A 23,517-nucleotide genomic window follows, 5' to 3' on the forward strand; every position below is an offset into this window, starting at 1 on the left:
ATTAAATCATTTATAGATGTCTGTTCTTGGTCTGAATCAGAGCTAACTTCCTGATTGAATTCCCCTTTTTTATCCGTATAAAAACACGTTGTTAACATCTTAAGTTCAGCATTTTTATCATTTAATTTTGCTACTATTTCATTTTCATTGGCAATCAAAATAACCTTTATACCATCATGTTCCACAAAATTATTTATATATCCTAATACCTCATTAATGTCTATACTCGCTCTTTCTATATCATCAAAACACAAAACCGTTTCAGTAAAATCAAGAAACTTTCGATAATCTATGTTAGGAGCTTCTATGCCTTTTATAAATGGAAGTTCCATGTTTTTCGCACTTCCTAATATAGCTTTTGCTATTTCCGTAACTCCCCCTACAATTTTATTTTCAGTAACTTTCTCAAGTTTTTCCCATTTACCTAAGAAAATCTTTTTGTTGATTTCCTCTATACTATTAACACCGTATAATGATACATATATGATTTTTTCATTTATTTTTTTTATCTCTTTTTTTAATACATTTTCCCAAAAATAAGTTTTCCCACTTCCCCATTCTCCATTTAATAAGATGGCATAACTTGTGTTTTTCCTGTTTATGTAATCTAATACACCATCAGCTGTATACTTCTCAGATTCACTCAGTAATGTTGACATAGAACACTCCTCCTAATTTATAGCTATATGCATTTTGTATTCTATTAACATTATATCAATATTTTTCAAGAGATTTTATAATTTTTGTTGTGACACATTTTGCTCTTTAAAAAGACGTGTTTCATATAAAGGGTTTAAATTCGATAAATTAGTTAGATTACTATATAAAAAAGAGGGCCTACTCATAGTTGAGCAGGCCCTCTTTCTACTTCACATACACATAGGCTGAATTTGCTGTTACATAGTATGTTTTAGCTTTGCTATTGCGTACTTTATATTGTGACGATCCATTGACAGTTACTTTCGCATCTATCGAAAATCCTAATCCTGCATTTACAGAACCAGCAACATCTTTATCCTGCCAGGATGGAGTGTCATAAAAACGTAGATTGTTAACCTTTGAAACAACACGTTTTCCTACAATAGAAGAATCCACCGTACTTTTTTTACTAAATTTAACGTAAGATGGATCGTTCTTAATCCATTGCTCTCCACCAAGATTTAACCAACTATCCTTTTCGCCCCACACGATATATGATTCTGGTTTATTTAATTGACGAATCTTAGAATAGCTCGTACCCGGTCCTTTTCTTAAGTTAACATTGTATCCTTCAATATAAGCAATACCATCCGTTACAGCTGTTGGTACTTCTGCTGGTTTAGAAGGCTTCTCAGGAACAGAAACATCCACATTAGAATTATTGTATGAACGTTGTATATCTGCTCTAAATTGAGCTTCTGAAACACCATGAGACTTTAAGTAATCAAGTGGATCTTCATGATCTGTCCCACCAAGATATTTCGTTACATCGTAGTGAGTCCATAATCCTTTTTCTACAGATAGCCCTCGATCACGTAGGATTTTAGCTATTAACTTTACATATTTATCATAGGAACGCTTGAACTTCTCATAGTTTGCTGTTTCGCAAAGCTCTACATGTACAAAGCTTTTATTTGCTCCCGGTCCAGCACCATATGCAATGTAATTCGTATCTGCGATTTGAATAACCTCGTCCCAATCTACAGCATAGTGAACAAACGCATTTCTCCAAGTACGAGTCTCATATTTTTGAATGTTAATTGCAGGCGCCTCCGGTGTGGCGGTGGAATGTGCTACGACCCCTTCATACGCCCCTACTCCATATCGATAACCTTGCTTCGGTAAGTCTGGTATCAGTAATACTCTGTCAGCAAAAGCACAAATAGTAAAAGACACAGTAAGAACGAGAATCGTAAATAACGCGACTACAAATTTCAAAGAGTGTTTCATCAGCCACCGTCCCCTTTTTATTTCAAATTGTGTTTTTCAAGCACCTCTTTTTGCTGCATACCTTTATTTGATAAGTAGTTGTTTTTCCATGCCATATACAACGTGTACGCTCCAGTGATTACGGCCACAATATTATTGGCCAATTCATTGCTGATTGTTTGATAGCCTGTAAGATTTAGTACGCTATTTATTACTGCAATGATTAGTATCGTAAAACGTGTAATTGACGCGTTATCGAAATTTCTCATACGAACAGCTCCTTATTTTAGGAAATTTAAAATGTTAAATAATAAAAGGACTGCCAATGACAGTCCTGAAATCCATATCGATATATGAGCTTTTTTGTTACTGTCTAGCTTTTCTTGTGCAAGCTTTAAATCACGTATTTCTCGATCACGAAACTTGAACATCTCGTCTATTTCAGTACGCTGCATGTAATTCTTTTGATTGTAATCTAGCTTTTCCTCTATTCGTATAACTGCAGCATTCATAGATTGCAGTTGTACTTCTAGTTTCGCAATACGTTCATACTCCCTTTGATCCACCTCCGCCACCCCTTCATTTATAAAAAATAAAAAAGACCAGCTACAGCTGCTCCATTTTGTTAAAGTAATTAAATTTCTTATTACCTTTACTCACTTATTCAGAAACCGTGTTTTGTCGTTCTTGTGAAGCTTGTGCAATTCTATCTAAACAATCTTTACAAATTTCTTGGTTACCAATTCGTGTTGTATTTGTATTCCCACCACAAATATCACAAAATTTCTCTGCAGTACGGATGAACAAATTAGAGGTATCAGAAAATATTTCTACCTTTGAATTAGGCTTGATACCTGCTGTTTCTAACATATCTAGCGGTAATTGAAGTGTTCCTTCTGAGGTTATATTTGCTAATACACCTAAAAATTTACTCATAATAATTACTCCTTTTTAAATTATTAATACTTTAATGGAATCCAGCCATTATTATAGAAGTAAGGTCCGAATCCGTTATAACCGTGTCCTACCCATACTACTCCTTGCTGAGAACTCGGCGTTGAACCAAAAGAGTTAAACTTAATTGCGGGTGTTTCAATTGGAGCTGTAAAATTAACTCTTTTAGATGTAACCCAGATTCCATCTTGAGCCGTAATACCAATGTTCCCTTGGGCTGTTAAACGAATGTTGCTCTCAGCACCATTATTATCTACATATCGGTAGTACACTCCATCATTATCTTTGTAGATACTACCAAAGTTTCTACCATTTCCAGAACCTTGACCTAATACAATATAAGGATTTGAGGTTCGACTTTTCCATTCATTCTCGAAGCCTATTACAATCTTATCTGTCCCTTGATTTACAAAACGTAAAACTTGGTTTTCCATATGCAAATATTCGCTGGTATTACTTGTTTTAATGGTCATACCCATTAACAAGCCAGCCATTAACCATTCAGCTTTTACTTTACCGACTAGATCAATTAGTTCTGACTTTATAAGTACACTTTGTGGATTTATATTTAATTCAGAAGCAATGTCGTTTTTTCCAACTTTCGCCTTTATTTCTCTTGCATTTACTTCTAATGCGGATGATAACTTTTCCATCTTCGCATTAACAGCCTGTGCATTTAAAGCAATGGAGTAGTCGGTTTGTTCAAGACTTGTTTTCATAGCAATTAATCTATCGTCAAAACCACTAGATGTTTCTTCTAATTGTTTTTCAAGTAGTTTCAAAGCCTCATTACTTGCTTTATCCCACAGAGAATTTCTAATTTTATTGTATAACTTTTGCATTTCTTCTCTCGTATCAATGACTTCTATAAAATCCCCAAATACATATTTGTTTGAAGATGGATTTGTAAATGACTCATCACCCGCAATTGCCCTGGCCACAAGATACAATTTAGGTGTAAAACCTGTATCTTTAATTCTTATAATGTCACCCTCCGTGGTTTCCTCATGTCTCAGGCCAAATACTTTATCGATGGCAATTGCATCAACTTCATACTGAACAGAGGAATTCACACGCTTTTTTAATTCCATTTTCATAAGCGTCTTTAGGCGTTCCGGCGTCATATTTTGATCTTCAGTTTCAGGTGTATAAAAGCCGAATTTATGCTGACCATTCTCATTCCAACGTTGAAATGCCTCGTGATCAATAATATAAGGAAAACCACCGTTAATGCTCTCTACTGTTACTAATTTCCCCTCTTCTCCTCTTACAAATCCAACAAGAGCTGTACAGATGTTTTGAGAGTTTTCTCTTCGTACAATACCGTTTAAATCTTTCCCTAATGTAACCTCTTTTCCAGTATCTCTACCTCGACTTTTTACCATATCTACATACCGGCCAACAATTCGAGAACCGACAACTTCAGCTCGATAAACAATTTCTAAATCGAAAAGTGAAGCAATATCTTTAAGAAATTTAAGCGGGTCAATAAATTCATCAATAGACATTGTGTGGAAGCCAGCATATTCTGTAATGCCACGTCTCCACTTTGTCCCGACAAGCGCCATATCGATAAATTCATTTACAGTCTTGCTCTGAATTTTTTGCGGTTTAATAATCCCTTCCTTTTTCAGTAATATCCATTCGCCTGAAGCATACACCGTCAATGAACGACCATCAGAACTTTTTTGAGTATCATCTATAACATAGGGGACGATACGACCGTCTCTCACTACTTTTAACACTAAATTTTGCTGCATCAGTGTAGCTGCGTGATCAGTTCCATCAAAGACAGTAAAATCCAGCATATCAACATTATTTTTAATTTCCCAATGCCTTTTATCGTCCCAATAATCTTTTGATTGAATCGCCGAGACAACCTGATTGGTTTTAAAATCAACAACATGAAGTGTTCCGCTTGGTGCTCTCATCGATACCTCTCCCTGAAACTAATTGTCGCTGTAACATCTGGCGGCATAATATCAATTCGATTATGTCCTCTGATTATAGTCGGGAACTCACTAAATATATCTTTAATATTAATAGCATTTTTCCCATTAATCGTAACAAGGCTTCTTTCTGTATCAATTACAACTTTGTCGCCAGTATCTACTAAGTATGGCTTACTTTGGTCAGGTACTTTATTAATCTTCCAAACCTTCAAATCATTTATTCTCATCAGGTTAGTAGGGTCACTAGTAGACCATCGTTGAATACCAATAGCTACTTGAGCTACTTTTCTACCAGTCACTGTCATTGGATTTTTTTCATCGTCTGTGAAAAATTCCACCGCCTTATAGTCGTCTATCTCTGTTCCATCTCGAAATCTAGCAAAGTAAACAGACCACTTTTTACCACGGCGAGCGATTGCCATACGCCCATAGAAATCATTAAATGCTGTATTACCATTACCTCCAGAGTCAAATAGCTTTCTTGTGTTATTTGGTTGCGAAACGTCTCCAATGCGCGCATAAGCATGTGTTTGTTTAGCAGTCCAATAAAGGTCATTCATGTTGACATCGGCTACTAAATCGCCTTGTTCGTCCAATAAAAACATACTAACTCGGCCCATTTCCCAATAGTTTTTAGCTATTAAAGTAACGAATATTTCAGCCTTAAAGTCTGTAAGAGGTCCACCAGGTATCGAACGTTTCCATATAGGGCCCGTGAATTCTAAATTCTTTTGGTCTCCCCATTCACCAACTTCAAATGCATCTTTACCAGCATTGACATTAAATCTACCTGTACTTTTAATGGTTCCGATTTGTCCAGCGTCAGTCCAACCAACGATATTATTCATTTCACTCCATAACACACGCTCATCTTCTTGCACAGGGTTATCATTGATAGATAAGGTTGATCCAATACGGAAATAGTCACGTCCGTTAGGATATTCGCCAAACCAAACATCTAAAAAAGTACTTGGTTTTTTTACCGTCATTTCAATTATTGGGGGTGCTTCCACACTTCCTTTATTCTCTAAGTATGCTGTTGTTTCAGTAGACCAATTTTGAACAAATTCACTTGTTTTAGTTGCTCCTAATTTATAAGGCATTGGACATATAATGGTTATCGTAGCTTGATGAATATTAGATTTTTCCAGTGTTTCTTCAACAGATTCTTTAATTCCGTAGTATACTAAGCTGGGCTCGTCTGTAAACGATATTTCTACAGGAGCATTAGTACTTAATAAGGCGTTTAATTCATCGATGCGTTTCCTTAAGTCAAAAAGAGAGATTCCCTTTAGAGAGAAATCTACTTCTAACACTCTCTCGGGAGTCCGTTTACTTAAATAATATGAACCGGGACGGTGAGATACCTTTAACTGGTTAATTTCATCACTTAAAATCCCACGACCTCTTATATCGTTAATCATAAAGAATCCTTTTTTGTATTTTTCATTAAAATATTCTTCTAAATTTATCCCATTAAAAATTAGCAATCTACCGCCCTCCTTTAAAATACCCCTTTACGTTTTTTAATTGCTTCTTGTTCCCCTGTAATATCGTCAACGAATCTCGTAAATTCCTGTTTACCAAGCTGTATGTTAATATTTGCTGGTTGCTTATTTCTAGCTTTAGAATTTGAAACAGTGTCTACCTCTTCATTTCCTGAGCTTGTTTGTTTCATTGCCGTTTGATATACACCTAATCCTCTTGGCATTCCATATACAGTTTCTACATTTAACGTCTCCGGTTTCATCCATTCAGTCATTTGTTCTGTTGTTCTTTGTACGGCGCCTTTCATTGCGTCAATACCATTGATCCAGCCTTTCATCATATTGATACCAATAAAATCCCTGAACCAACGACTTGGCGAGTGAATCGATAACAGACCAGAAATTTTATCTTTGATCCCATTTCCAATGTCCGTAATTTTATTCCAAATTGCTCCAGCCATTGAGCTTATACCATTTAAAAGCCCTTGCATCATATTTCGTCCTATGCTTCCTAAATCAATTCCACTTAAGAATGACTTCACATTATTGAAAATTTGCGTCACTGTGCTATAGATAGAATTTAGGATACTCGATGTCGCTGACTTTGCTGCATTCCACATTGAAGAAATAATGCTACCTGCTGCAGACATCGTTGATGAAATGACCGAACCTATACCTGAAAAAATCGAACTTACTAAAGAACCTACAGCTGATAGAACACTAGAGAAAATAGATTTCACTAGATTTAGTCCACTAGTCACGACCGCAGAAATTAAACTTATCGCTCCTTGGATTATATTTCCAATCAATGACATCACGCTCGATGTAATGCCCTTCACCGCGTTCCAGGCCCCACTCCAATCTCCTTTTAAAACTGAAGTGAATAACTTTATTATGTTGGTGATTATCCCAATTGCTGAGGTTATGACGCCCATAATTGCCGGAAAAACCGCTTGGACTATCGACAAAATAAATTGAATCGCCGGGATCACTACGCCTTTTATGATTGTGGCTAACCCTTCAAGAATCGCAGTGGCTACGGGAATCGCCGCTTGAATTATCGAAACTATTACCGGGAAAACTGCCTGGACAATTTGTAAAATCAAAGGAATAACCGTAGTCGCTATAGTTGAGATTACCTGACCTAATAATTGAATTATCGGAATCGCAATGGAAATCGCAGCGGCAATAATCCCAGCTATTACCGGGAAGACCGCTTGCACCGCCTGAAGAATTACCGGAATCACTGACGTCGCTATGATTGAAAGAACCTCTCCAAATCCTTGAATCAGCATTCCTGCTATGCTAAACGCAGCCTGAATTACCTGTAAAATAATAGGGAATGCAGTTTGAAAAGCTTGAAGGAATATCGGTAAAACTGTAGTCGCAAAATCTGTAAACATTTGAGATAAAAATTGAATCCCTTCACTGATTAACGGCATAATTTCTATAGTTGTATCAGCGAACATACGGATAAGCTCCGTAACCATAGGCATGACTTGTTGTATGACCTGTCCAAATCCGGTAAATAATTCAGCTGCTAAAGGTACTACACTTTGTACAATTTCACCAAAAAGACTTGCAATTGTAGCACCAAGCTCACCAAAGGCCGCACCTAACTCCGCAAACGCAGGGCCTAATGTAGCAAAGCTTTCCGCTATAACTTGACCTGTTTTTTGAAACTCTGGTGCTAGAGGCGCAAAAGCTTGCATAATCCCCTGTGCCATTGACTGAACAACCGGTAAAATAGCCGAAATCACATTAGAAAAAATCTGCTGTATCGATTGCCAAGCTGACATAAATGCTGATTTTACTTGGTCGTTTGTGTTTATTAATTTAAAAATTGTAGCCCCCAATGATGCTACAATCGCTATTACCCAACCGACAGGTCCCGAAACCCCTAAAAATGTTAATCCTAATCGTACAATCAACGGTGCTAAGGTTGCTATTGTGTTTCTGATAGAAGAAAATGACATTTTTATAAATTCAATCACTGGTGAAATAGCAGAACCTATCCCAGAAAAGGCCGACCTTAAGCCGGAAATCGCGGAAGAAAATGTTCCACTTATACTTTGTCCAATTGACATGAATTTTGACTGTATAACAGCAATCGCTGCGTCAAAGGCTGTACCTATAGTACTACCCATCGCCGAAAATTTTGCAGGTACCGTTCCAAGGTAAGTTCCTAAAGAATCTAGTGCCGACTTCATAGATTCGATAGCTGATACTGTCCCACTTTTTATTGATTCCCAAGCACTATTCACGGCATTTCGGAAAGTCTCGTTATGCTTATAAAGTTGAACTAGTGCTACCCCTACTAAAGCCAGAATCGCGATAACAGCGCCGACTGGTCCTAACAATAACGCGAATCCGGCTCTTAATGCTGTAAAAGCTGACCGTAGCATCACCGCTGCTTTTGATGTTCCCGACATCCATAGCATAAGTTGACCGAAGGTGATAATCGCTCCACCAATCGCGTTAATAACAATACCCGCAACCGTAGCTACAACTAAAAAAGCCGTAGTAAATGCCGCTACGGAGGCAATTACCGTCTGCACAGGAGCTGGTAATTTCATAAACGCGTTTGCCAAGGTTTCAACTACTCCAGCTACGGCCATTAATGCAGGAGCTAATGCGTCAGTAAATGCACGTGCCGCAGCATCAAGAGTGGATTCCATTTTCGTCAGTGCTCCGGCCCATCCTTCAAGCATGGAGTCCGCAGCTTTTTTAGACGCACCATCCGACTTCACTAAGGATTGTGTTAAAGCATCAATCTTTTCAGGTCCCGCTGCTACGAGTGCCATCATACCTGATACAGCTTCTGTACCAAATATTGTTGCTAACGCCGCACCTTTTTGTGCACTTGTCATACCTTCCATTCCCGTTTTTAATTCACCAATAATTTGAGACAATGGTTTCATATTACCGTGTTGATCCGTAATAGATACGCCAAGCCGTTTTAACTCATTTGCCGCTGCTTTTGGCGGTTTAACTAAACGTAGTAAAGATGCACGTAATGCTGTACCAGCGGTCTCCCCTTTAATACCGCTATTTGACATAATACCAACAGAAGCCGCTAATTCTTCCATCGATATGCCTAATTGAGCAGCTGGACCCGCCGCATATTTAAAAGCGTATTGCATATCCCCTACACCTGCAGCCGTTGCGTTTGCGGCTGTTGCTAGAACATCAGCAACATGTGTACTTTGACTTGCCTCCATACCAAATGAGTTTAAAGCTGACGTAATCGTATCAGCAACCATCCCCAGGTCTTCGCCTGATGCAGCCGCTGCACTCAACACACCAGGTAATGCGGACGTTGCCTGAGCCGAATCGAAACCTTTCGCACCCATTTCAGCAAAAGCCGCTGCTACCTGCCCTGTTGAATACACAGAGTCCTTTGCCATATCAAGAATCGCTTTCTTTACTTGACCGTAGTCGCCTGCAGTTAAAACTGCCGCTTTACGAGTTTGCGATTCAAATTCTCGTGACTTTTGAATCATACTCCCTAAAGCAAAGGCCGACGCTGTAGCTGCAGGACCAAATGCATTTTGCATTGTTTGTCCTGTTTGCTGTACACGTCGGCCCATTTCAATTGCTTGATTACCTACTTCTTGAAATCTAGCACGCCACCCTGAATAATCAGGAGGCGGTGGTGCTGGTGGCGCTGGCGGTAATGGTGGAGGTGACGGCGGTTGTGGAGCCGGTGGGATAGGAGGTGGTCTACTAATCTGTTGAAAAAACGTATTCCATGCTTGTGTAGCTTGTCCAAGGTTACTTATTAAATTAGATATATCCGCAATCACCTGAGTTTCTACCTTGTTCTGGCTCATTCACCTCACCTACCCTTCCTCTTCTTGTATTTGACTTCTAATCATCGATTCTATTTGATCAAAGAACGATTCGTTTCTTTGAATTTTTTCAACTACTTCTTTCCGTTCATTTGCTTGTTTTTCAATATCACGAACATTTTCTGGACGGGTATATATATCCGCTAATGACTTGATTTTGTCACTTTGAGCATTTCGATTAAACAAAGCTTGTACACTTGCAAATTCGTACTTATCAAGTAGTTGTTCCTTATATCCATTGAGCATAATGTGGTATTCTTTGAGACTGATACGCCAAGATTGCAAGGTGGTCATATTAAAAAAACGAAAACACTCACCTTGCAATTCATCAATATTTATGCGTACAGGTTCTCGAACGACTTCTGTTGTTCCGCTGTCATCGTCGCTAGAAGTTTCTTCACTGTTTTCTGGAAGAAAAAACTATTTAGCACAACCGCTTTGTTGTACTTTAGAATTTCATCAAGATCTAGCTTTTGATCATTAAATAATTTTTCAATCTCTTTTTGTACCGCATCATATGTAATACCTTTTGCGGTATGAATTAACGCATAGTAGATTACATCAACGAAGTTTGTAATTCCTCCTTGCATCGTTTGAGAAACAAATTGCATCGGTCCGCCATTTTCATCTAGCAATCGAATTGCTTCTAGACAAAATTTCAGTTCAAATTCTTCTCCATTAACTACAAAACGTGTATATGATTTTTCAGCCATTATTAAATACCTCCAAGTTTTTATTTAAAATAAAAAAGCGAGCTAGATTGCTCACTTTGTTTCAGGTGTAGAAGGTGTAGCCACGTCACCAGTTGGTGCGCCGTTAGGTACTGTACTAATTGTGCCTTTAGAAATTTTCCCATTTAATTTTAAACCGATAGAATACTTTGAGTACTCCTCATTTTCATGAGAAAGCTCTAAGCTATTCAACATGTATGTTCCTGATTTAACTTTATATGAAGAAGCCGTCGCACTACGTAGGTTAACTTCATGAATTCTTACTAAAATTTTATTAATAATGGCCTCTTCTACATAATCAAGACCCTCGTCACCTTCTGTACAAATACCTTCAATACTTGCGGATTGTGTTACATCGCCGTAATCAGATCCGCTTTTATCCTTTGTTTTCAACTCAATTTCTCCAGCTTCGATTGATCGGGAACCCGATGTTTGGTTATAAAATCGAACCGTTTTTGTAGTTTTCCCGTCAGCTTGTGGGATATCAATTAAATAAAGTGTTTCCGCACCTTTAAACTCTGGAGCATTACTTTTCGCTACATCTGCCATTCTTACTCCCCCTTTAATTTCTGATTGTTATAGTTATAAAACTCAAATGTTTCGCTGTTAAAACCTCAACGTCTTTTTGAGACAGCGGTTTAAAATTCTTTACTTCTGCATAAAAAAAACCGATTCGCTCCGGATTCTTTTTGCCTGTGTCATACAAGTCAATTGAACCCTTTTCGAATCGGTCAATTATTCTATCTTGCAAATCGTTCCTATCAAAAACTTTTTCTGCATATACACCAACTTGAATCAGATGATTACGTGAGAAATTCTCTTTAGAATACCTGTTAATTGTTCCTGACAAGTCCTCAATGGTAATGAAAGGTTTAGTGTTTCCCGATACAGAAACACCATCATAAATCCATGTAGTAGGTGCAAATACGTCCAGGGCTTTTTTAAGTGAGTATATTACATCGTTTAACATAACTAATGCCCCTTCGTTACACGTTGAACAGTTTTGTTTACATCATCTACAAACGGTTTCTCACCTTCAAAAGCTGTTTTACACATAAAACCTTTTTTGGTTTTGTGCGTAAATTCTTGTACTGCCGCGTATATAAGAGGAGATCCATATGTTCCAATAATTTTTGCACCTACTATCATCTTCACACTTGCAGGGATACTTTGAGATAAAGGGCCAAATAATATCGGAGCGCGATTAGAGGCTTGGTTAGCCTGTAGACGTGTGTGTTTTTCTACGGTTTGTTCGATTGGTTTTTTGTACCTATTGGGATTATGCGCTTTTAACACAGCAGCTTGTCCTTTAACCACAACTTTAACCTTCATCAAATCACCCTCTTTACAATTACCTCTCTACGATTCACACCACCAAGCCCTCTTTCATCGATAAGTTCGATAACGTAAAAACCCCCTTTTCGTTCAATTTTTTCAATGTTCTCCAAATCCATATTAAGGGGAAATGTAACAAGCGCCTCCCCTTTTTTAACATCAAGACCAGCAAACTTCGTCTTTTCCACTGAAGTGAATTTCTTCCAAACTAATTGAACAGTTTCTTTTCGAGGTTCACTTTGTATTTCTTCACCTGTAATTGGATCTATCTCAGAAACTCCTTTAATATGCAAAATCGCAGGTTCTCTACGCCCCTGCTCAATCATTTCACGATTTTCACGAATTTCTCTAATGTCATCCTCAGTAAGCAATTGCTACACCTCCTCGCTTATTAAGTAAGTCAGTCGAGAAGAACATTGTGGATGTGGGCTTACTAATTGATTCATAAGGCTTTCTGGAATGTTTTTCGGGTACTTCCCAGCACCTAAACCGTACGCATCACGTCTCGCTAACTTATAACATATGTGCCGTGAATGGTTTCTGTGACGATGACCATTATCAATAATTTGATAACCTGCCACGATTTCACTTTCTAAACCATTTTGTATAGTCGCTGCACGATACGTATTGTTACTCTCAGAAATAGCGACCCGCTCAATCTTCCATTTCTCGTTGTCGTGTACTTCTTTAATTTTTTGAGAAATCATACTGATACTTTCGCCTTTTAGTACAGCTGGACGAATTACACCACTCAGGCGATCCTTCATATCTCCTGATAAATTCCATACACGATCCGATAAAATTAAACCGTCTTCTCCAGGTCTTTTTATAGCTCCTTGAATAATTTGCTTATTCACTGCTGCTATAGATTTCACATCCAAACCCGCTTCTGATAATTTTGATGTGGTCCATTTCGACGTATTTTCAATCAATATGTGATATGACTGCTCCGATTGTTTACGAAATTCTTTTTCATAAACAGAAAGATCTCGTAGTAAAGCATTCAACCTACCACGTTTTATGACCCCATCCTTTTGGTAGTCATTCAACAAATCAACTAAAAACAAACGTATTAAGATAATGGCCTTAACGGTATCAGAAACCTGTTTTTCATGCTCTTCCTTAAACTCTTCAGAAATGGTATCAAGTGCTGAATCCATTTCTTGTTGAGAATCGCTCATGTAATCATCTCCCATCTGCTCGCTTAGCAAATGTTTGATGAGTACCTTTGCCCCGTCTATACTTCCTGTACTTTTTAAGCGCATCTGCTGATAACTTCTTATAGTTAGCAAAGATCATCGATTTATCAACCGACTCCTCACCATCTGTATAAGAAAAATAACGTGCTGCGTCTGCTGCAATCGACTCATAAGCAAACGATAGTGTCAGATAAAAAACAGCATTTGCGTTTACTTCTTCGGTTAACTCTGACTCAGCTTCGGCTTCAGCGAGCCAATTTCCGATGTCTTCCGGAGTTACTTTTGGAACTTTTGCTAACCGACTCTCCAGCCTTTCCGACACCTTCATTTGGCGCCACCTCCGTCACTGTAATTTTATTAAGAGCTCATGATTCCTGCAGCTTTTAGCTTCGCAATCAGTGCATTTAGGTCTTTCACTACACCAGCCACATCACTTGCAGTACTATCCGCCTGTTTATCAGCTTTTTTAGGTAATTGAGCTGTTTTTTCTTGTAGTTCTTTAATAACTGTACCTAATTTAACGTCATTCGCAATTGGCATCGATCTGTTTAACCGTTGTGCCTGATTTTCAGAAATAGGCATATTTAAAACTCCTTTCAAAATGCAAAAAAGGTAGCTAAAACGCTACCTTTTAAGCCATTGTTTTAGAAACATTCTCAAGAATAGCGATAGATTCTTTCGCATTCTTGATTTCAAATCCGAATTCTCCACGAATGACACGAGAGAAGTAATCCGCACCATTCGGTGTAGCATCTTGATCATAAATCGGAGTTAAGTAACGAGCCTTAACTTTTTCTGTATCAAGAAGTAAAGCACGATCTTTAGGCATATTTAAATCAACTACCACACTAGAAATCGCTCCACCTGGTAAATCAGATACAAACGATAAGATTTGGTAACCTGCCGTAGTATCTTGGCGTGTAGTACGAATTGTATCGCCACCAAGCTTTGTAATTTGTCGTGCGATATTTGGTCCACATAAGATTGTATTTGCTGAACCGCCTCGCGTAAATACTTGTTCTACAGCATCGTTTAAAGGCTTTGCAGCAATTTCGTTCCCTTTAAAGTCTTGCTTATGAGAACCTTCAGAACCCGCAAATGCGAATAAACCACCTGTAGTACGTGGTTGCGCTGGAGTGCCCGCATATCTACGGCCATAAATTAAAGATGTGTTCGCTTCACGAATCATCTCTTGTAAACGCAAGTTTACTTGGTAATCTAATTCGTTTGATACGCCGTATGTGTTCACTTGTTGCTGTGTACGTGAAACAGATGCGTATCTTGAAAAGATTTGCGAGAAGTTATGTGACACCAGACGATCGTTAATTTCATTCTTACGGAATGCGTCTTCACCTTCTGGTCGCGGTCTTGCGATAACTTTCAATTCTCCACCGGCTGTAATTGCTTCCGCTGTCGTGCCGTCGTAACCACGTTGCACAGTGATTTTATCCGCGTTTTCATCAACACTTACTACACGTAGCACTTCTAAACCATTTTGTACAAGTGCATTTTCAGTGAATTTACGAGCTTCACCCTTTTCTAAAACCAGGTCAGTAGCACCAACAGCTGCTGCAGTTTTCACAATACCTGTATCTGAGTTTAAGTAATCATTTTGCCATTCAAATTTCGTTTGTGTTAACCCTTCGCCTACCCCAATTAACCCGAAAAGAACAGGTGCTTTCGTTAAAATTAAATCCACATTCGCTTGCATTTGTCTTACTTGTTGTTGAAAATCGTACGTAGTTGGTACTGGCATATTTGTAGCCTCCTCAAATTTTTTAAATTAAAAAATCGCTGACTTTAGCCAACGAGTGATTATTTCTTTGCTTTCGCTTCTAGTAACTTGTTATAAATTCGTGTTACTTCTCCCGCAAACTTTGAGTCTTTTAACGCCTTTGCTTTCGCTTCTTCCAGCTCTTTTTCTAGAGCAAGAATTTCATTCGCTCTCGGATTTGTTCCCGGATTCGCACCACCAGCCGCATCTGCCCCCACAACTTTCTTAAACATCCAAGGTTTACTTTCTTTTAATACATTAACAGCCTCTTCAACTCCCTGATAATTACCGTCCTCATCGAGTGTAATGGACGACTTATCTAAAAGAGCCAATACATCCCCTGGATCATTTGCATCTAAAGCACGTGCAATACTCTTAATTTCTGTATTCAAAATACGCGCATTTGCTTTTTCTTGTGCTTTTTGTGCTGCTTCGGAAGCCTCTAATGCCTTTTTATCGGCTTCTTCTTTTTCAGCCTGCAAACGTTCAATTTCCGTCATTTCTTGCTTTTTACGCTCTTCTTCAGCTTTTTCGTATTCTGCTAACTTTGCTTTTACGTCATCGTAGTCGCCATACTGTTCTGCTGACTTGTTACGTTCACGTTCTAAGCGTTTCTTAACAATTTCATCTAACTCCTCTTGCGTAAAAGTTTTTGGTGGGTCATCATTACCACCAGGCTTTTTGTTTGGATCATCACCAGAACCACCATCAGAGAAAAACTGAAGGTTTAATCGAAGTGGGAACTTAGGTGTTTTTTGTACTTTTTCTACAAAATACTTTAATGCTGTAGCTTGTTTTGCGTATTCCATTAGCAAATCCTCCATTTTAAGCCTGTCGGCTATAATTTCCGAAAGTTTATAGCGCCATTTCGTAAGGCAAGTATTACTTTTCGTTATACGGATCCTGAGACTGTCGTTTTAACATCCGCTCTTGCATAATCTCCATGAATTTCTGCTCCGCATTTTCTTTACCACTTCTCGTAATCGCACCTTTAATTGATTCGATTTCGTTAGAAATTTCATCTCCTAGCTGTTCGATGAGCGCTTTTTGATCTTGTGGCAACGGTAAACCGAAAATAATCTTGCTAACATAATAATTATCTACTTTTGCTAACATCTCTTTATCGTATTTGAATTTTGGGTCATCCTGCCTCGCTTTCATATAACGCAAAATATACTCATTTAAGGTTTGTAGGCGTGATTGCCATATAACCCATGAGCGTTGCGTTTTCGAAATGATATTACTGAATAAAAGCTGTACAGCCATATCGTTTATACCGCCCGTATTCATATCAGCGGTATTCACCATTGGTACCTCAGCTTTTTCATGTAGACGTTTCTGCAATCGATCCAAATAGGCTTCAATGGTTTCTTTAAATCGGAATCCACTTTCCAACTTTTTAGCGCTAGGCTCACCTGCATCTTCAGCGCCGTCACCTAAATCCCATTTCGCACCAGGCGCAACTTGAAGTGGATTCTTCGGATCCTCATCTACATTCGTTAACAACGTAATAGCAAACATTTCAAAACGTAATGCGTCCGAGTAATCAGACATTTTTTTATCGATTTCATCAGACAGTTTTATCGTTTTTTCAAGCTCGCTGTAACCTGTCGTACGTTTACTTAGTTTTTCAGTCGGTACAGGTACAACAGGAATAAAATCGATACCCATTGATGAGCGTTCAACCCTATCCTCTTGTTTTTCTAAGTCACCGTTGTATACTGCCTCTTCAATTTCGCAGTCGTACACACCGGCTTCTTCATGCCAAACTAAGTAATACGATAGCTTCCACATTTTTGTTTGTTCTTCATCAAGCCACGCAATAAAATGAATTTCTTCCAGCTGATCTATATCCCATTCGTTATACTTTGCAATGACTTCTGTTGATGGATGCCAAATAATTTTAAATTCACCTCGACGTTTATCATAGTGAATACGAGCATACACACCAGTTTTTGATATAGCACGATCTTTTGCTGCTGCAAGTAACTTTTCATGCATTCGGTTGTCATCCCAAACCCATGTCAATAACCGTTCTTTTGCTTTCGCTCTACTATTTTCGGTTTGCTGTTCTTCGCTAGGTTCATAACCTGATTGAATCATAAGCGCTGGATCATCTATTACATCAGGAGGAACTGTTACTTTTGGTTCTTTTTCAAATTGCCATGCAGCAATCATGTTTACGATTTTTTGAGGATAATCAAGTTGTATTTTCGTAGGTTCATAATCTAGATTGTCAGGCTTTTTGTAATCAGACCATACATTTAAGTCACCGTCATACCGTTCATATAACCGAACCTCAGCCATCATTCGTGTCCACTCAGAATCACCAAGCGCGGTACGAACTGGCATTACAATTTCCACCGGATTCATAAAATTCCGATCCCCTTGTACTCTCATTCAAGCCCCTCCCTTCTTAATATCTTGAATTTCCTGTCGTTCCTGCTTTACGTCTTGCACGTTTATACGCAATAGAAAAAGCCATTTGAACCGCATCCGGACCATCATCATGTGGATGCATCGGATACATTTCAAATTGCTCCAATAAAGCACGTAAATGTTTCATAAAACGTAATTTACCGCTCTGTATATCCGGTAATAATGACTCAATACGTAGTGCTTTTCGTGTACGTTGCTTAATTTGTTTTAAGCGAGTCGATGAAGGATAACCTTTCTTTTGCAACGCTTCAGCAACTTTCTCAGCAAACCACTCCTGCGCTTGTTGTGCCTCTACTGCGATTGATTCATATTGATATGCCAGCGTGTATTCTACAGCCTTTTCTAACAATGTATTTGGATGCACACGTTCCATAAAAATATCAATCACGTAACAAGTACCTGTTTCTACGTTTTTCGCAAGTGTAACTACTACGCTGTAGTCACCTTTTTCTTTCCCCATTGCAAAGTCAACCGCACCATAATACAAAAGTTGTTTATCTTTTAGATCACTTTCAGTACAGTACGTGAAATATTTAGGTTTAAATATCTGTCTTTCCTCATCAGTCGGGTTGCATAAGTACTCCTGATTAAACGCTTTTGTTCCGTCATCTTCCCTAATTTCCATCAAATCGATGTAAGGGAAATGTGACGGCCATAATGTTTTTGTCCCCCGGAGCATTTCTTCTTTGTTCTGCTCATAAAATTCCCGAGCTTTATCAGAAGCACCCTCTTCATCTACCTGACGAATCTCACGCCATTTTTGCCATAAATCTTCACGCTCTGACCATTTCAAAATTGCTGGGAACGATCTTGATACGAAATCACGACGGTTTTTAATAACATGATGCAATAAACTGTCGTAACAAACGATGGTACCCATGTAAATACAAGCACCTTCTTGACGACTCAAACCTGGTAGCAACTCTTCCTTGAACCATCGTTTGTTTTTTGCAATCAAATCAACTGTCGCGGTATTTTCTTTACTCTCCAAATCATCCAAAATATAAAGCTGAACCCTTTTTGAACCGTGACGTAATCCACGTACCTGTGTCCCGATACCTTTTGCTTCGACTTTCGTGTTCGTTAAAGTCACGAATTCTTTATCGTTATCTACTTCATTTCGGCTCTTTTGTTCATGAAGCAAAATGCCGAAGTCTTCACGTAATTTCTCGTTGTACTTTAACTGATCACGCGCCCATGATATAAAGTCACCAGCTACATCGGATGTCTCAGAAATCAAAACAATGTACTGCTTTAATCGATACACGACTTGATGACACAAATAACCGTTACTCAGATAAGCTGTTTTCGCGTGGCCACGTCCTACACTCCAGGCTACTTTTTTCTTTTTCTCCCTACCTGTTGTGATGTCATCTAATAGCCCACATAACGTTTGGTGAAATTCTGCAGCGTCATCCATCGTTACTCCAGCTGGAATTAAGTTATCCGGATTACCGGGATTCCCTTCTTCAGAGAAATACTCATACATGAAATACAGCATGTCATGTTCCCCGCGATGCACCCTTTTTAACTTTTCTAGCTCATCGATGTCAGCAAGTAGTGTATCCATGTAATATTCTGTAGCCTCGCCAGTTTCGTACAACTCCTGTAATTTCTTTGCCCTTTCTGCTACAAGATTGATACGCTCCTGACGTTCTTGACGGGCTAACCATTTACCGTCTATATATGCCATGTAGCCCGTCCTCCTTTTATTCGCCTGTTAATTTTTTTAATTTCTCAAGCTGTTCTTCGATTTCGGCATTAGTACGAGTCGCATTTCCTAGATCACCCTCGATTACTTTCTTGTCAGTCAGTAAACCGAATCGCTGCATGTACAATTGCATCGCTTTTACACTTGGTTGCGGTCCTAAGATTAACTGCATTAACTTGCTATAGACCTGCTCTCGCTTCTCTGCAAGGAAACTGTCAGCCACTTCGCTCTTGAATGCAATAAAGTCTTGATTCTTAGTTCGCCACTCCCAAAGCGTTGTCCGATTAATGCCGAGTTCATTCGCCATTTCGTCTTGGGTTCTTTTTTCCTCGTTATTCGATTCCATCAACTCGTTTTCTACAAGTAAGTACGCTGCTTGAATTTGTTTAGCCGTGAGTTTCTGCTTTAATTCGTCTAACTTAGCCATTGTTTCGCTCCCTTTCTTCGTGAAATAAAAAAAGGCAACCGATTTAGTATCGATTGCCTTGAAACTATTAATATTTTCATAACATAGCGTTTATTTTTTATTTAATGAATTTACTATATTGTTAATATAAACTCGAAATTCATCATCACTTACTTTATTGTGTCTAGCATCATACGTTGAACTAACTCGATTGTATAGTGCATATTTAGAAAAAATAGCGTAAGAACCGCCATTAATCCCTCTATGTACAGTACGTGCACTATCAGGAAGTGGAATTGAATTTCCATACTCGTCGTAACCTAGATGGCCAATCTCCCGAACAGCATAATCTACATACACACCAGCTTCAAGTTCTAGAACTTCTTCTCCATAATAGCTCATAGACCATGATACTTCCTTATCAAGTTCTGATTCAAATACTTGTTCCACTGAAGTTGTTTCTTCATAGACACCACTAGCTTTAAAAGGCTTAGTATTTAGTCTAAAATACCACCATTCAGGGTCTTCCCCTACTTGGTGAAAAGTCAATGAGTCGGGGTTTACTATATATGTAGTACGGCCTTCAAATGTTAACTCTATACGACCTTCTTCATGTGATGCTGTGGCTCCATGTAAATCTAAGCCACCACTTGTAGGTAAAAAGGTATGATTATCCGCTTCATCTGTACCAACCGCATTTAAAATTTCAATTATCTGGTTGCGGTCAGTAATTTTAATTAAATCATTTTGGTTTTCACCAAATACCCTATGAACCATTTCTTTCCACAAAACTAACTGCTTCTCTTTTGTTTTCGCATATTTCTCTTCGTATGTATTCACGCTTCTTCCTCCCATCTCATTTCCTACAGAAAATGTAAGTTAAGTCCTGTTAAGTATACCATAGAAGTTACGCATTCTTTTAAATTTTCACTAAAATCCCACTACCTGAGTTTCAAAATCATGGCGGAACGTTACGGGCGTCTGCCAGCCCTTAATCAAAATTGCCCTCCCCCGGGGGATTGAATTTTTTGTGACCAAAAAGAAAAAGCCGGAATTATTCTTCCGACTCTTTTTTCTTTTTTGCTCGTATTAATGTACTTTTACTTATTCCAGTCATTTCTTCTACTTGCGTATATGAATGCTTATCTAATAAGCCTAATGCATGCTCAATTTGTTTCTTGTTAAACTTCTTCGGTCTACCTTCTCTGAAGTCTGCACGTTGTTTAGCGATAGCTTTACCTTCTTGTGTTCGTTCAACAATCATGTCACGTTCAAACTCAGCGAACGCGCTCATTACATTAAAGACCAGTCTCCCTGTAGGTGTATCCTCTATCAGTCCCATGTTTAGCACATGAACCTTCACACCTTTTTCAAACAGTTCTCTCACAGTCTGTATCGCATCTACAGTTGAACGAGCAAAGCGATCCAGCTTAGTAACTACCAACGTATCACCTGACTCCAGTATCGATAACAACTCCTTAAACTTAGGTCGATCGGCTTTTGTTCCCGTGAACTTCTCTGAATAAATCGTATCGCAACTTTCCTTCTCCAACGTTTGGATCTGTGCTTCTAAGTCTTGGTGAACCGTACTTACCCTCGCATATCCGTACTTCATTCATATCAGCTCCATTTCAGGTCTAACTAATGACACTAAGTTAAGACACCGTTTGATACCTTGATACTATCACACCTATAGCGTAGTGTCAAAACCTTTAAGTTATGAAACCGATATTTAAAAGCGTTATTTAAAAAATATAAAAACACCGCCCATAAGGACGATGTTTTTAAGTTCAATGAGCCATTCGCATACAAATGAGATTATGTTTCTCCAATTCTGAAATTGGTATTGAATAAAATATTTGACCTGTCTTTTTATTATCGCGCTTATCAGCTTTAATTGTTCCTGCTCGTATAAGATCTCGAATTCTGTGGGGATGATGCACTACAATATAATCTACCAAACATTTATTCACTGGAGAATAATATACCCAAACAAAATACGAGAGACCATTGAGCTTATACCACTCACATGCATATTTATTATTTGGATATGTTACCGATATTGTGACAGTTCTTTCGAAATTCGGATTATGTTCAATCACACGCTCCTGAATAAGGAAGTGATCTCCACGTCCGAATTTGTAATCTACTGCACCCTTATCCGGATAAACTTCAGCTTCGTAATCTGCTACTACATCTCTGTCCATTACTAAATCTTGTTCACCATTTTCAGGGTTAATGACCCTTATATGAAATTCTCTACCTTTAAAAAGAAGAGGATAAACAACTTGCATCGCCAATTCTTTACCTTTTTTATTTATATCCATATTTCTTTCACTGTAAGTTTTTAAAATTTGAGTGGCTTTCTTACGTTTAGCACCGTGTATCTCTTTAATAATTCCACCCGACTTATCTCGGACTTCTATCTTACTCCCACGTTGTACCGCTTTTATTTCCCACTCTTTGATGCAATCATTTAAAGGACACGCATATTCTACTATGTCATCCCCACTAATTCTCAACATTCTACCTGTTACCGATGATTCAAGATTTACTTCTTCCATCATGATAAGCCTCCTTTTGATTAACAAAAAGGCCTTAACCAAAAGGAGGAGCTCGAAGGGCTCCAATCTTTTGATTAAGAGCCCTCTCGCCCGCGATTTACTATGCTATTGTTTATAATATATGCACAAATTAATTTCGTATGAATACGTATTAGCTTTTCATTCGTCAATTAATCACAAATTTTTTATTTTTACAAAATCAATGAGGATGAAGAAAGCCCCCTGAGTTTCAAAGGCCCTTCTCCCTCAGCGAGCTCGGCTGATAAAAATACCTATCGGTTTCACCTTTCGTGTTGCCGATAGTTAGATAACTATTACAGTAGTCACCTTAGTTTCTACCTACTATATACGCCACAGTCAGTTCAATCCAACGGGCATAGAAAAAGCCAGGATACCTATGACGTGGTCCCTGGCTTTTGACATTATGAATATATGGAGGATATGTACACAGAATACCTATCCTAGCATAAATTGTACCTAGAAAAACCCTACTTTGTCAAGTCCTGTTCAACTTTTTTTATTAGCTGGTTCATGCCGACCATATCACCATTGATAATCCGATAGAGCGTATCTACAGCTTTATCACAGTACTTATAGTATTCATTGGCATGTATGTTCAGCTTATGCAGTATGCGTTTCCTCGGAATCTTCACCACGTACCGCGCTATAACAATATACCGCATGTTCTTCGGTAATTGTTTAATCGCCTGATCCAGCACAATCTTATTCAGTCTCCCATCACTTTTCCCGTCCTGTGCATTAGGACCCGTAAAACTAGGCGGGGCCTCAGGAAAACGGTCACCTACAGCCAGTGATTCGTAATTCTCCAGCCATAGTCGTATTGTCTTCTTTGAAACATAGCCATCAATTCTGGTCATCTCCGAACCTCCTGACTCAGAAAATCAAACCCCTAAACAAAACCTTAAACCATTAATAGTATTACATACTATATAACTATTAATAAATAATACTATATATATAATATATAATTATTAGTTATATATTTATATTATATATATAAGGTATATTTTTTTAAGGGGGGGTTCTTTTTTATTTTGTTTTTCTTTTTTAAGTACTGTAGTGTATTAGACCCCCTCCTAAAACTTTTTCTTTTATATATTTTTATTTCCGCTTAATTGACTGCAATCCCGAAACGCGTGCCACGCCACTGTTGTCTCATATCCACGTAACACTGACTTTCCAGCT

The 23,517-nt window shown here is 38.3% G+C and carries 26 protein-coding genes; all 26 read right to left on the reverse strand.

All coding sequences use genetic code 11. From position 1 onward, the window contains the following. Positions 1 to 659: P-loop NTPase fold protein (locus ACIGXW_RS33235; protein WP_399576629.1), on the reverse strand; the 659-nt coding region annotated here is incomplete at its 3' end. A gap of 205 nt (positions 660 to 864) precedes the next feature. Next, positions 865 to 1,929, reverse strand: a complete 1,065-nt coding sequence (locus tag ACIGXW_RS33240; RefSeq protein ID WP_377922696.1) for an N-acetylmuramoyl-L-alanine amidase — start codon at positions 1,927 to 1,929, stop codon at positions 865 to 867. 17 nt (positions 1,930 to 1,946) lie between these two features. Continuing rightward, complete coding sequence (locus ACIGXW_RS33245; RefSeq protein WP_377922695.1) at positions 1,947 to 2,177, reverse strand: phage holin; 231 nt, start codon at positions 2,175 to 2,177, stop codon at positions 1,947 to 1,949. Between the two features lie 12 nt (positions 2,178 to 2,189). Then, positions 2,190 to 2,483, reverse strand: coding sequence for a hypothetical protein (locus ACIGXW_RS33250; protein ID WP_399576630.1), 294 nt, complete (start codon positions 2,481 to 2,483; stop codon positions 2,190 to 2,192). An 85-nt stretch (positions 2,484 to 2,568) separates the two neighbouring features. Next, positions 2,569 to 2,844 carry an AbrB/MazE/SpoVT family DNA-binding domain-containing protein gene (locus tag ACIGXW_RS33255; protein WP_377922693.1) on the reverse strand — a complete coding sequence of 92 codons (276 nt, stop codon included), beginning with the start codon at positions 2,842 to 2,844 and terminating at the stop codon, positions 2,569 to 2,571. 23 nt (positions 2,845 to 2,867) lie between these two features. Further along, the gene (locus ACIGXW_RS33260; RefSeq protein WP_399576631.1) at positions 2,868 to 4,793 is read right to left on the reverse strand and encodes a phage tail spike protein; all 1,926 of its coding nucleotides are present in this window, start codon (positions 4,791 to 4,793) and stop codon (positions 2,868 to 2,870) included. Continuing rightward, a complete protein-coding gene (locus ACIGXW_RS33265) occupies positions 4,790 to 6,304 on the reverse strand; it encodes a distal tail protein Dit (RefSeq protein ID WP_377922692.1) in 1,515 nt (504 codons plus the stop codon). The genes ACIGXW_RS33260 and ACIGXW_RS33265 overlap by 4 nt, the downstream gene beginning before the upstream one ends. Positions 6,305 to 6,318: 14 nt before the next feature. Beyond that, positions 6,319 to 10,134 carry a phage tail tape measure protein gene (locus ACIGXW_RS33270; protein ID WP_399576632.1) on the reverse strand — a complete coding sequence of 1,272 codons (3,816 nt, stop codon included), beginning with the start codon at positions 10,132 to 10,134 and terminating at the stop codon, positions 6,319 to 6,321. 9 nt (positions 10,135 to 10,143) lie between these two features. After that, positions 10,144 to 10,446 carry a hypothetical protein gene (locus tag ACIGXW_RS33275; protein ID WP_399576633.1) on the reverse strand — a complete coding sequence of 101 codons (303 nt, stop codon included), beginning with the start codon at positions 10,444 to 10,446 and terminating at the stop codon, positions 10,144 to 10,146. 41 nt (positions 10,447 to 10,487) lie between these two features. Continuing rightward, a complete protein-coding gene (locus ACIGXW_RS33280; protein WP_042512732.1) occupies positions 10,488 to 10,865 on the reverse strand; it encodes a tail assembly chaperone in 378 nt (125 codons plus the stop codon). 51 nt (positions 10,866 to 10,916) lie between these two features. Then, positions 10,917 to 11,432 (reverse strand): phage major tail protein, TP901-1 family, encoded by a 516-nt coding sequence (locus tag ACIGXW_RS33285; RefSeq protein ID WP_262787371.1) that lies wholly within the window; start codon positions 11,430 to 11,432, stop codon positions 10,917 to 10,919. Positions 11,433 to 11,445: 13 nt separating this feature from the next. After that, positions 11,446 to 11,853 (reverse strand): hypothetical protein, encoded by a 408-nt coding sequence (locus ACIGXW_RS33290; RefSeq protein ID WP_377922691.1) that lies wholly within the window; start codon positions 11,851 to 11,853, stop codon positions 11,446 to 11,448. Between the two features lie 2 nt (positions 11,854 to 11,855). Further along, positions 11,856 to 12,215 (reverse strand): hypothetical protein, encoded by a 360-nt coding sequence (locus tag ACIGXW_RS33295; protein WP_377922690.1) that lies wholly within the window; start codon positions 12,213 to 12,215, stop codon positions 11,856 to 11,858. Beyond that, the gene (locus ACIGXW_RS33300; protein WP_377922689.1) at positions 12,215 to 12,589 is read right to left on the reverse strand and encodes a hypothetical protein; all 375 of its coding nucleotides are present in this window, start codon (positions 12,587 to 12,589) and stop codon (positions 12,215 to 12,217) included. The genes ACIGXW_RS33295 and ACIGXW_RS33300 overlap by 1 nt, the downstream gene beginning before the upstream one ends. A gap of 3 nt (positions 12,590 to 12,592) precedes the next feature. Continuing rightward, positions 12,593 to 13,399, reverse strand: a complete 807-nt coding sequence (locus ACIGXW_RS33305; RefSeq protein ID WP_377922688.1) for a hypothetical protein — start codon at positions 13,397 to 13,399, stop codon at positions 12,593 to 12,595. Between the two features lie 4 nt (positions 13,400 to 13,403). Then, positions 13,404 to 13,745 carry a hypothetical protein gene (locus tag ACIGXW_RS33310; protein WP_377922687.1) on the reverse strand — a complete coding sequence of 114 codons (342 nt, stop codon included), beginning with the start codon at positions 13,743 to 13,745 and terminating at the stop codon, positions 13,404 to 13,406. Positions 13,746 to 13,774: 29 nt separating this feature from the next. Further along, a complete protein-coding gene (locus tag ACIGXW_RS33315; RefSeq protein WP_377922685.1) occupies positions 13,775 to 13,999 on the reverse strand; it encodes a head fiber protein in 225 nt (74 codons plus the stop codon). 49 nt (positions 14,000 to 14,048) lie between these two features. Next, a complete protein-coding gene (locus ACIGXW_RS33320) occupies positions 14,049 to 15,173 on the reverse strand; it encodes a DUF5309 family protein (protein WP_377922684.1) in 1,125 nt (374 codons plus the stop codon). A 59-nt stretch (positions 15,174 to 15,232) separates the two neighbouring features. Beyond that, complete coding sequence (locus ACIGXW_RS33325) at positions 15,233 to 16,000, reverse strand: phage scaffolding protein (RefSeq protein ID WP_377922683.1); 768 nt, start codon at positions 15,998 to 16,000, stop codon at positions 15,233 to 15,235. Positions 16,001 to 16,073: 73 nt separating this feature from the next. Then, positions 16,074 to 17,564 carry a phage portal protein gene (locus ACIGXW_RS33330; RefSeq protein ID WP_399576634.1) on the reverse strand — a complete coding sequence of 497 codons (1,491 nt, stop codon included), beginning with the start codon at positions 17,562 to 17,564 and terminating at the stop codon, positions 16,074 to 16,076. Positions 17,565 to 17,607: 43 nt separating this feature from the next. After that, positions 17,608 to 19,323 carry a phage terminase large subunit gene (gene terL, locus ACIGXW_RS33335; RefSeq protein WP_377922681.1) on the reverse strand — a complete coding sequence of 572 codons (1,716 nt, stop codon included), beginning with the start codon at positions 19,321 to 19,323 and terminating at the stop codon, positions 17,608 to 17,610. Between the two features lie 16 nt (positions 19,324 to 19,339). After that, positions 19,340 to 19,768, reverse strand: a complete 429-nt coding sequence (locus ACIGXW_RS33340; protein ID WP_001086031.1) for a phBC6A51 family helix-turn-helix protein — start codon at positions 19,766 to 19,768, stop codon at positions 19,340 to 19,342. A gap of 90 nt (positions 19,769 to 19,858) precedes the next feature. Next, positions 19,859 to 20,587 (reverse strand): serine/threonine protein kinase, encoded by a 729-nt coding sequence (locus ACIGXW_RS33345; RefSeq protein WP_377922680.1) that lies wholly within the window; start codon positions 20,585 to 20,587, stop codon positions 19,859 to 19,861. Between the two features lie 214 nt (positions 20,588 to 20,801). Beyond that, positions 20,802 to 21,362, reverse strand: a complete 561-nt coding sequence (locus ACIGXW_RS33350; RefSeq protein ID WP_377922679.1) for a recombinase family protein — start codon at positions 21,360 to 21,362, stop codon at positions 20,802 to 20,804. Positions 21,363 to 21,537: 175 nt separating this feature from the next. After that, positions 21,538 to 22,314 carry a hypothetical protein gene (locus tag ACIGXW_RS33355; RefSeq protein ID WP_377974568.1) on the reverse strand — a complete coding sequence of 259 codons (777 nt, stop codon included), beginning with the start codon at positions 22,312 to 22,314 and terminating at the stop codon, positions 21,538 to 21,540. A 485-nt stretch (positions 22,315 to 22,799) separates the two neighbouring features. After that, positions 22,800 to 23,189: a hypothetical protein gene (locus ACIGXW_RS33360; protein ID WP_377922676.1), complete on the reverse strand. Its 390-nt coding sequence runs from the start codon at positions 23,187 to 23,189 to the stop codon at positions 22,800 to 22,802. Positions 23,190 to 23,517: the final 328 nt, after the last annotated feature.

This window comes from Streptomyces sp. NPDC053079, assembly GCF_044546695.1.
GTDB lineage: Bacteria > Actinomycetota > Actinomycetes > Streptomycetales > Streptomycetaceae > Streptomyces.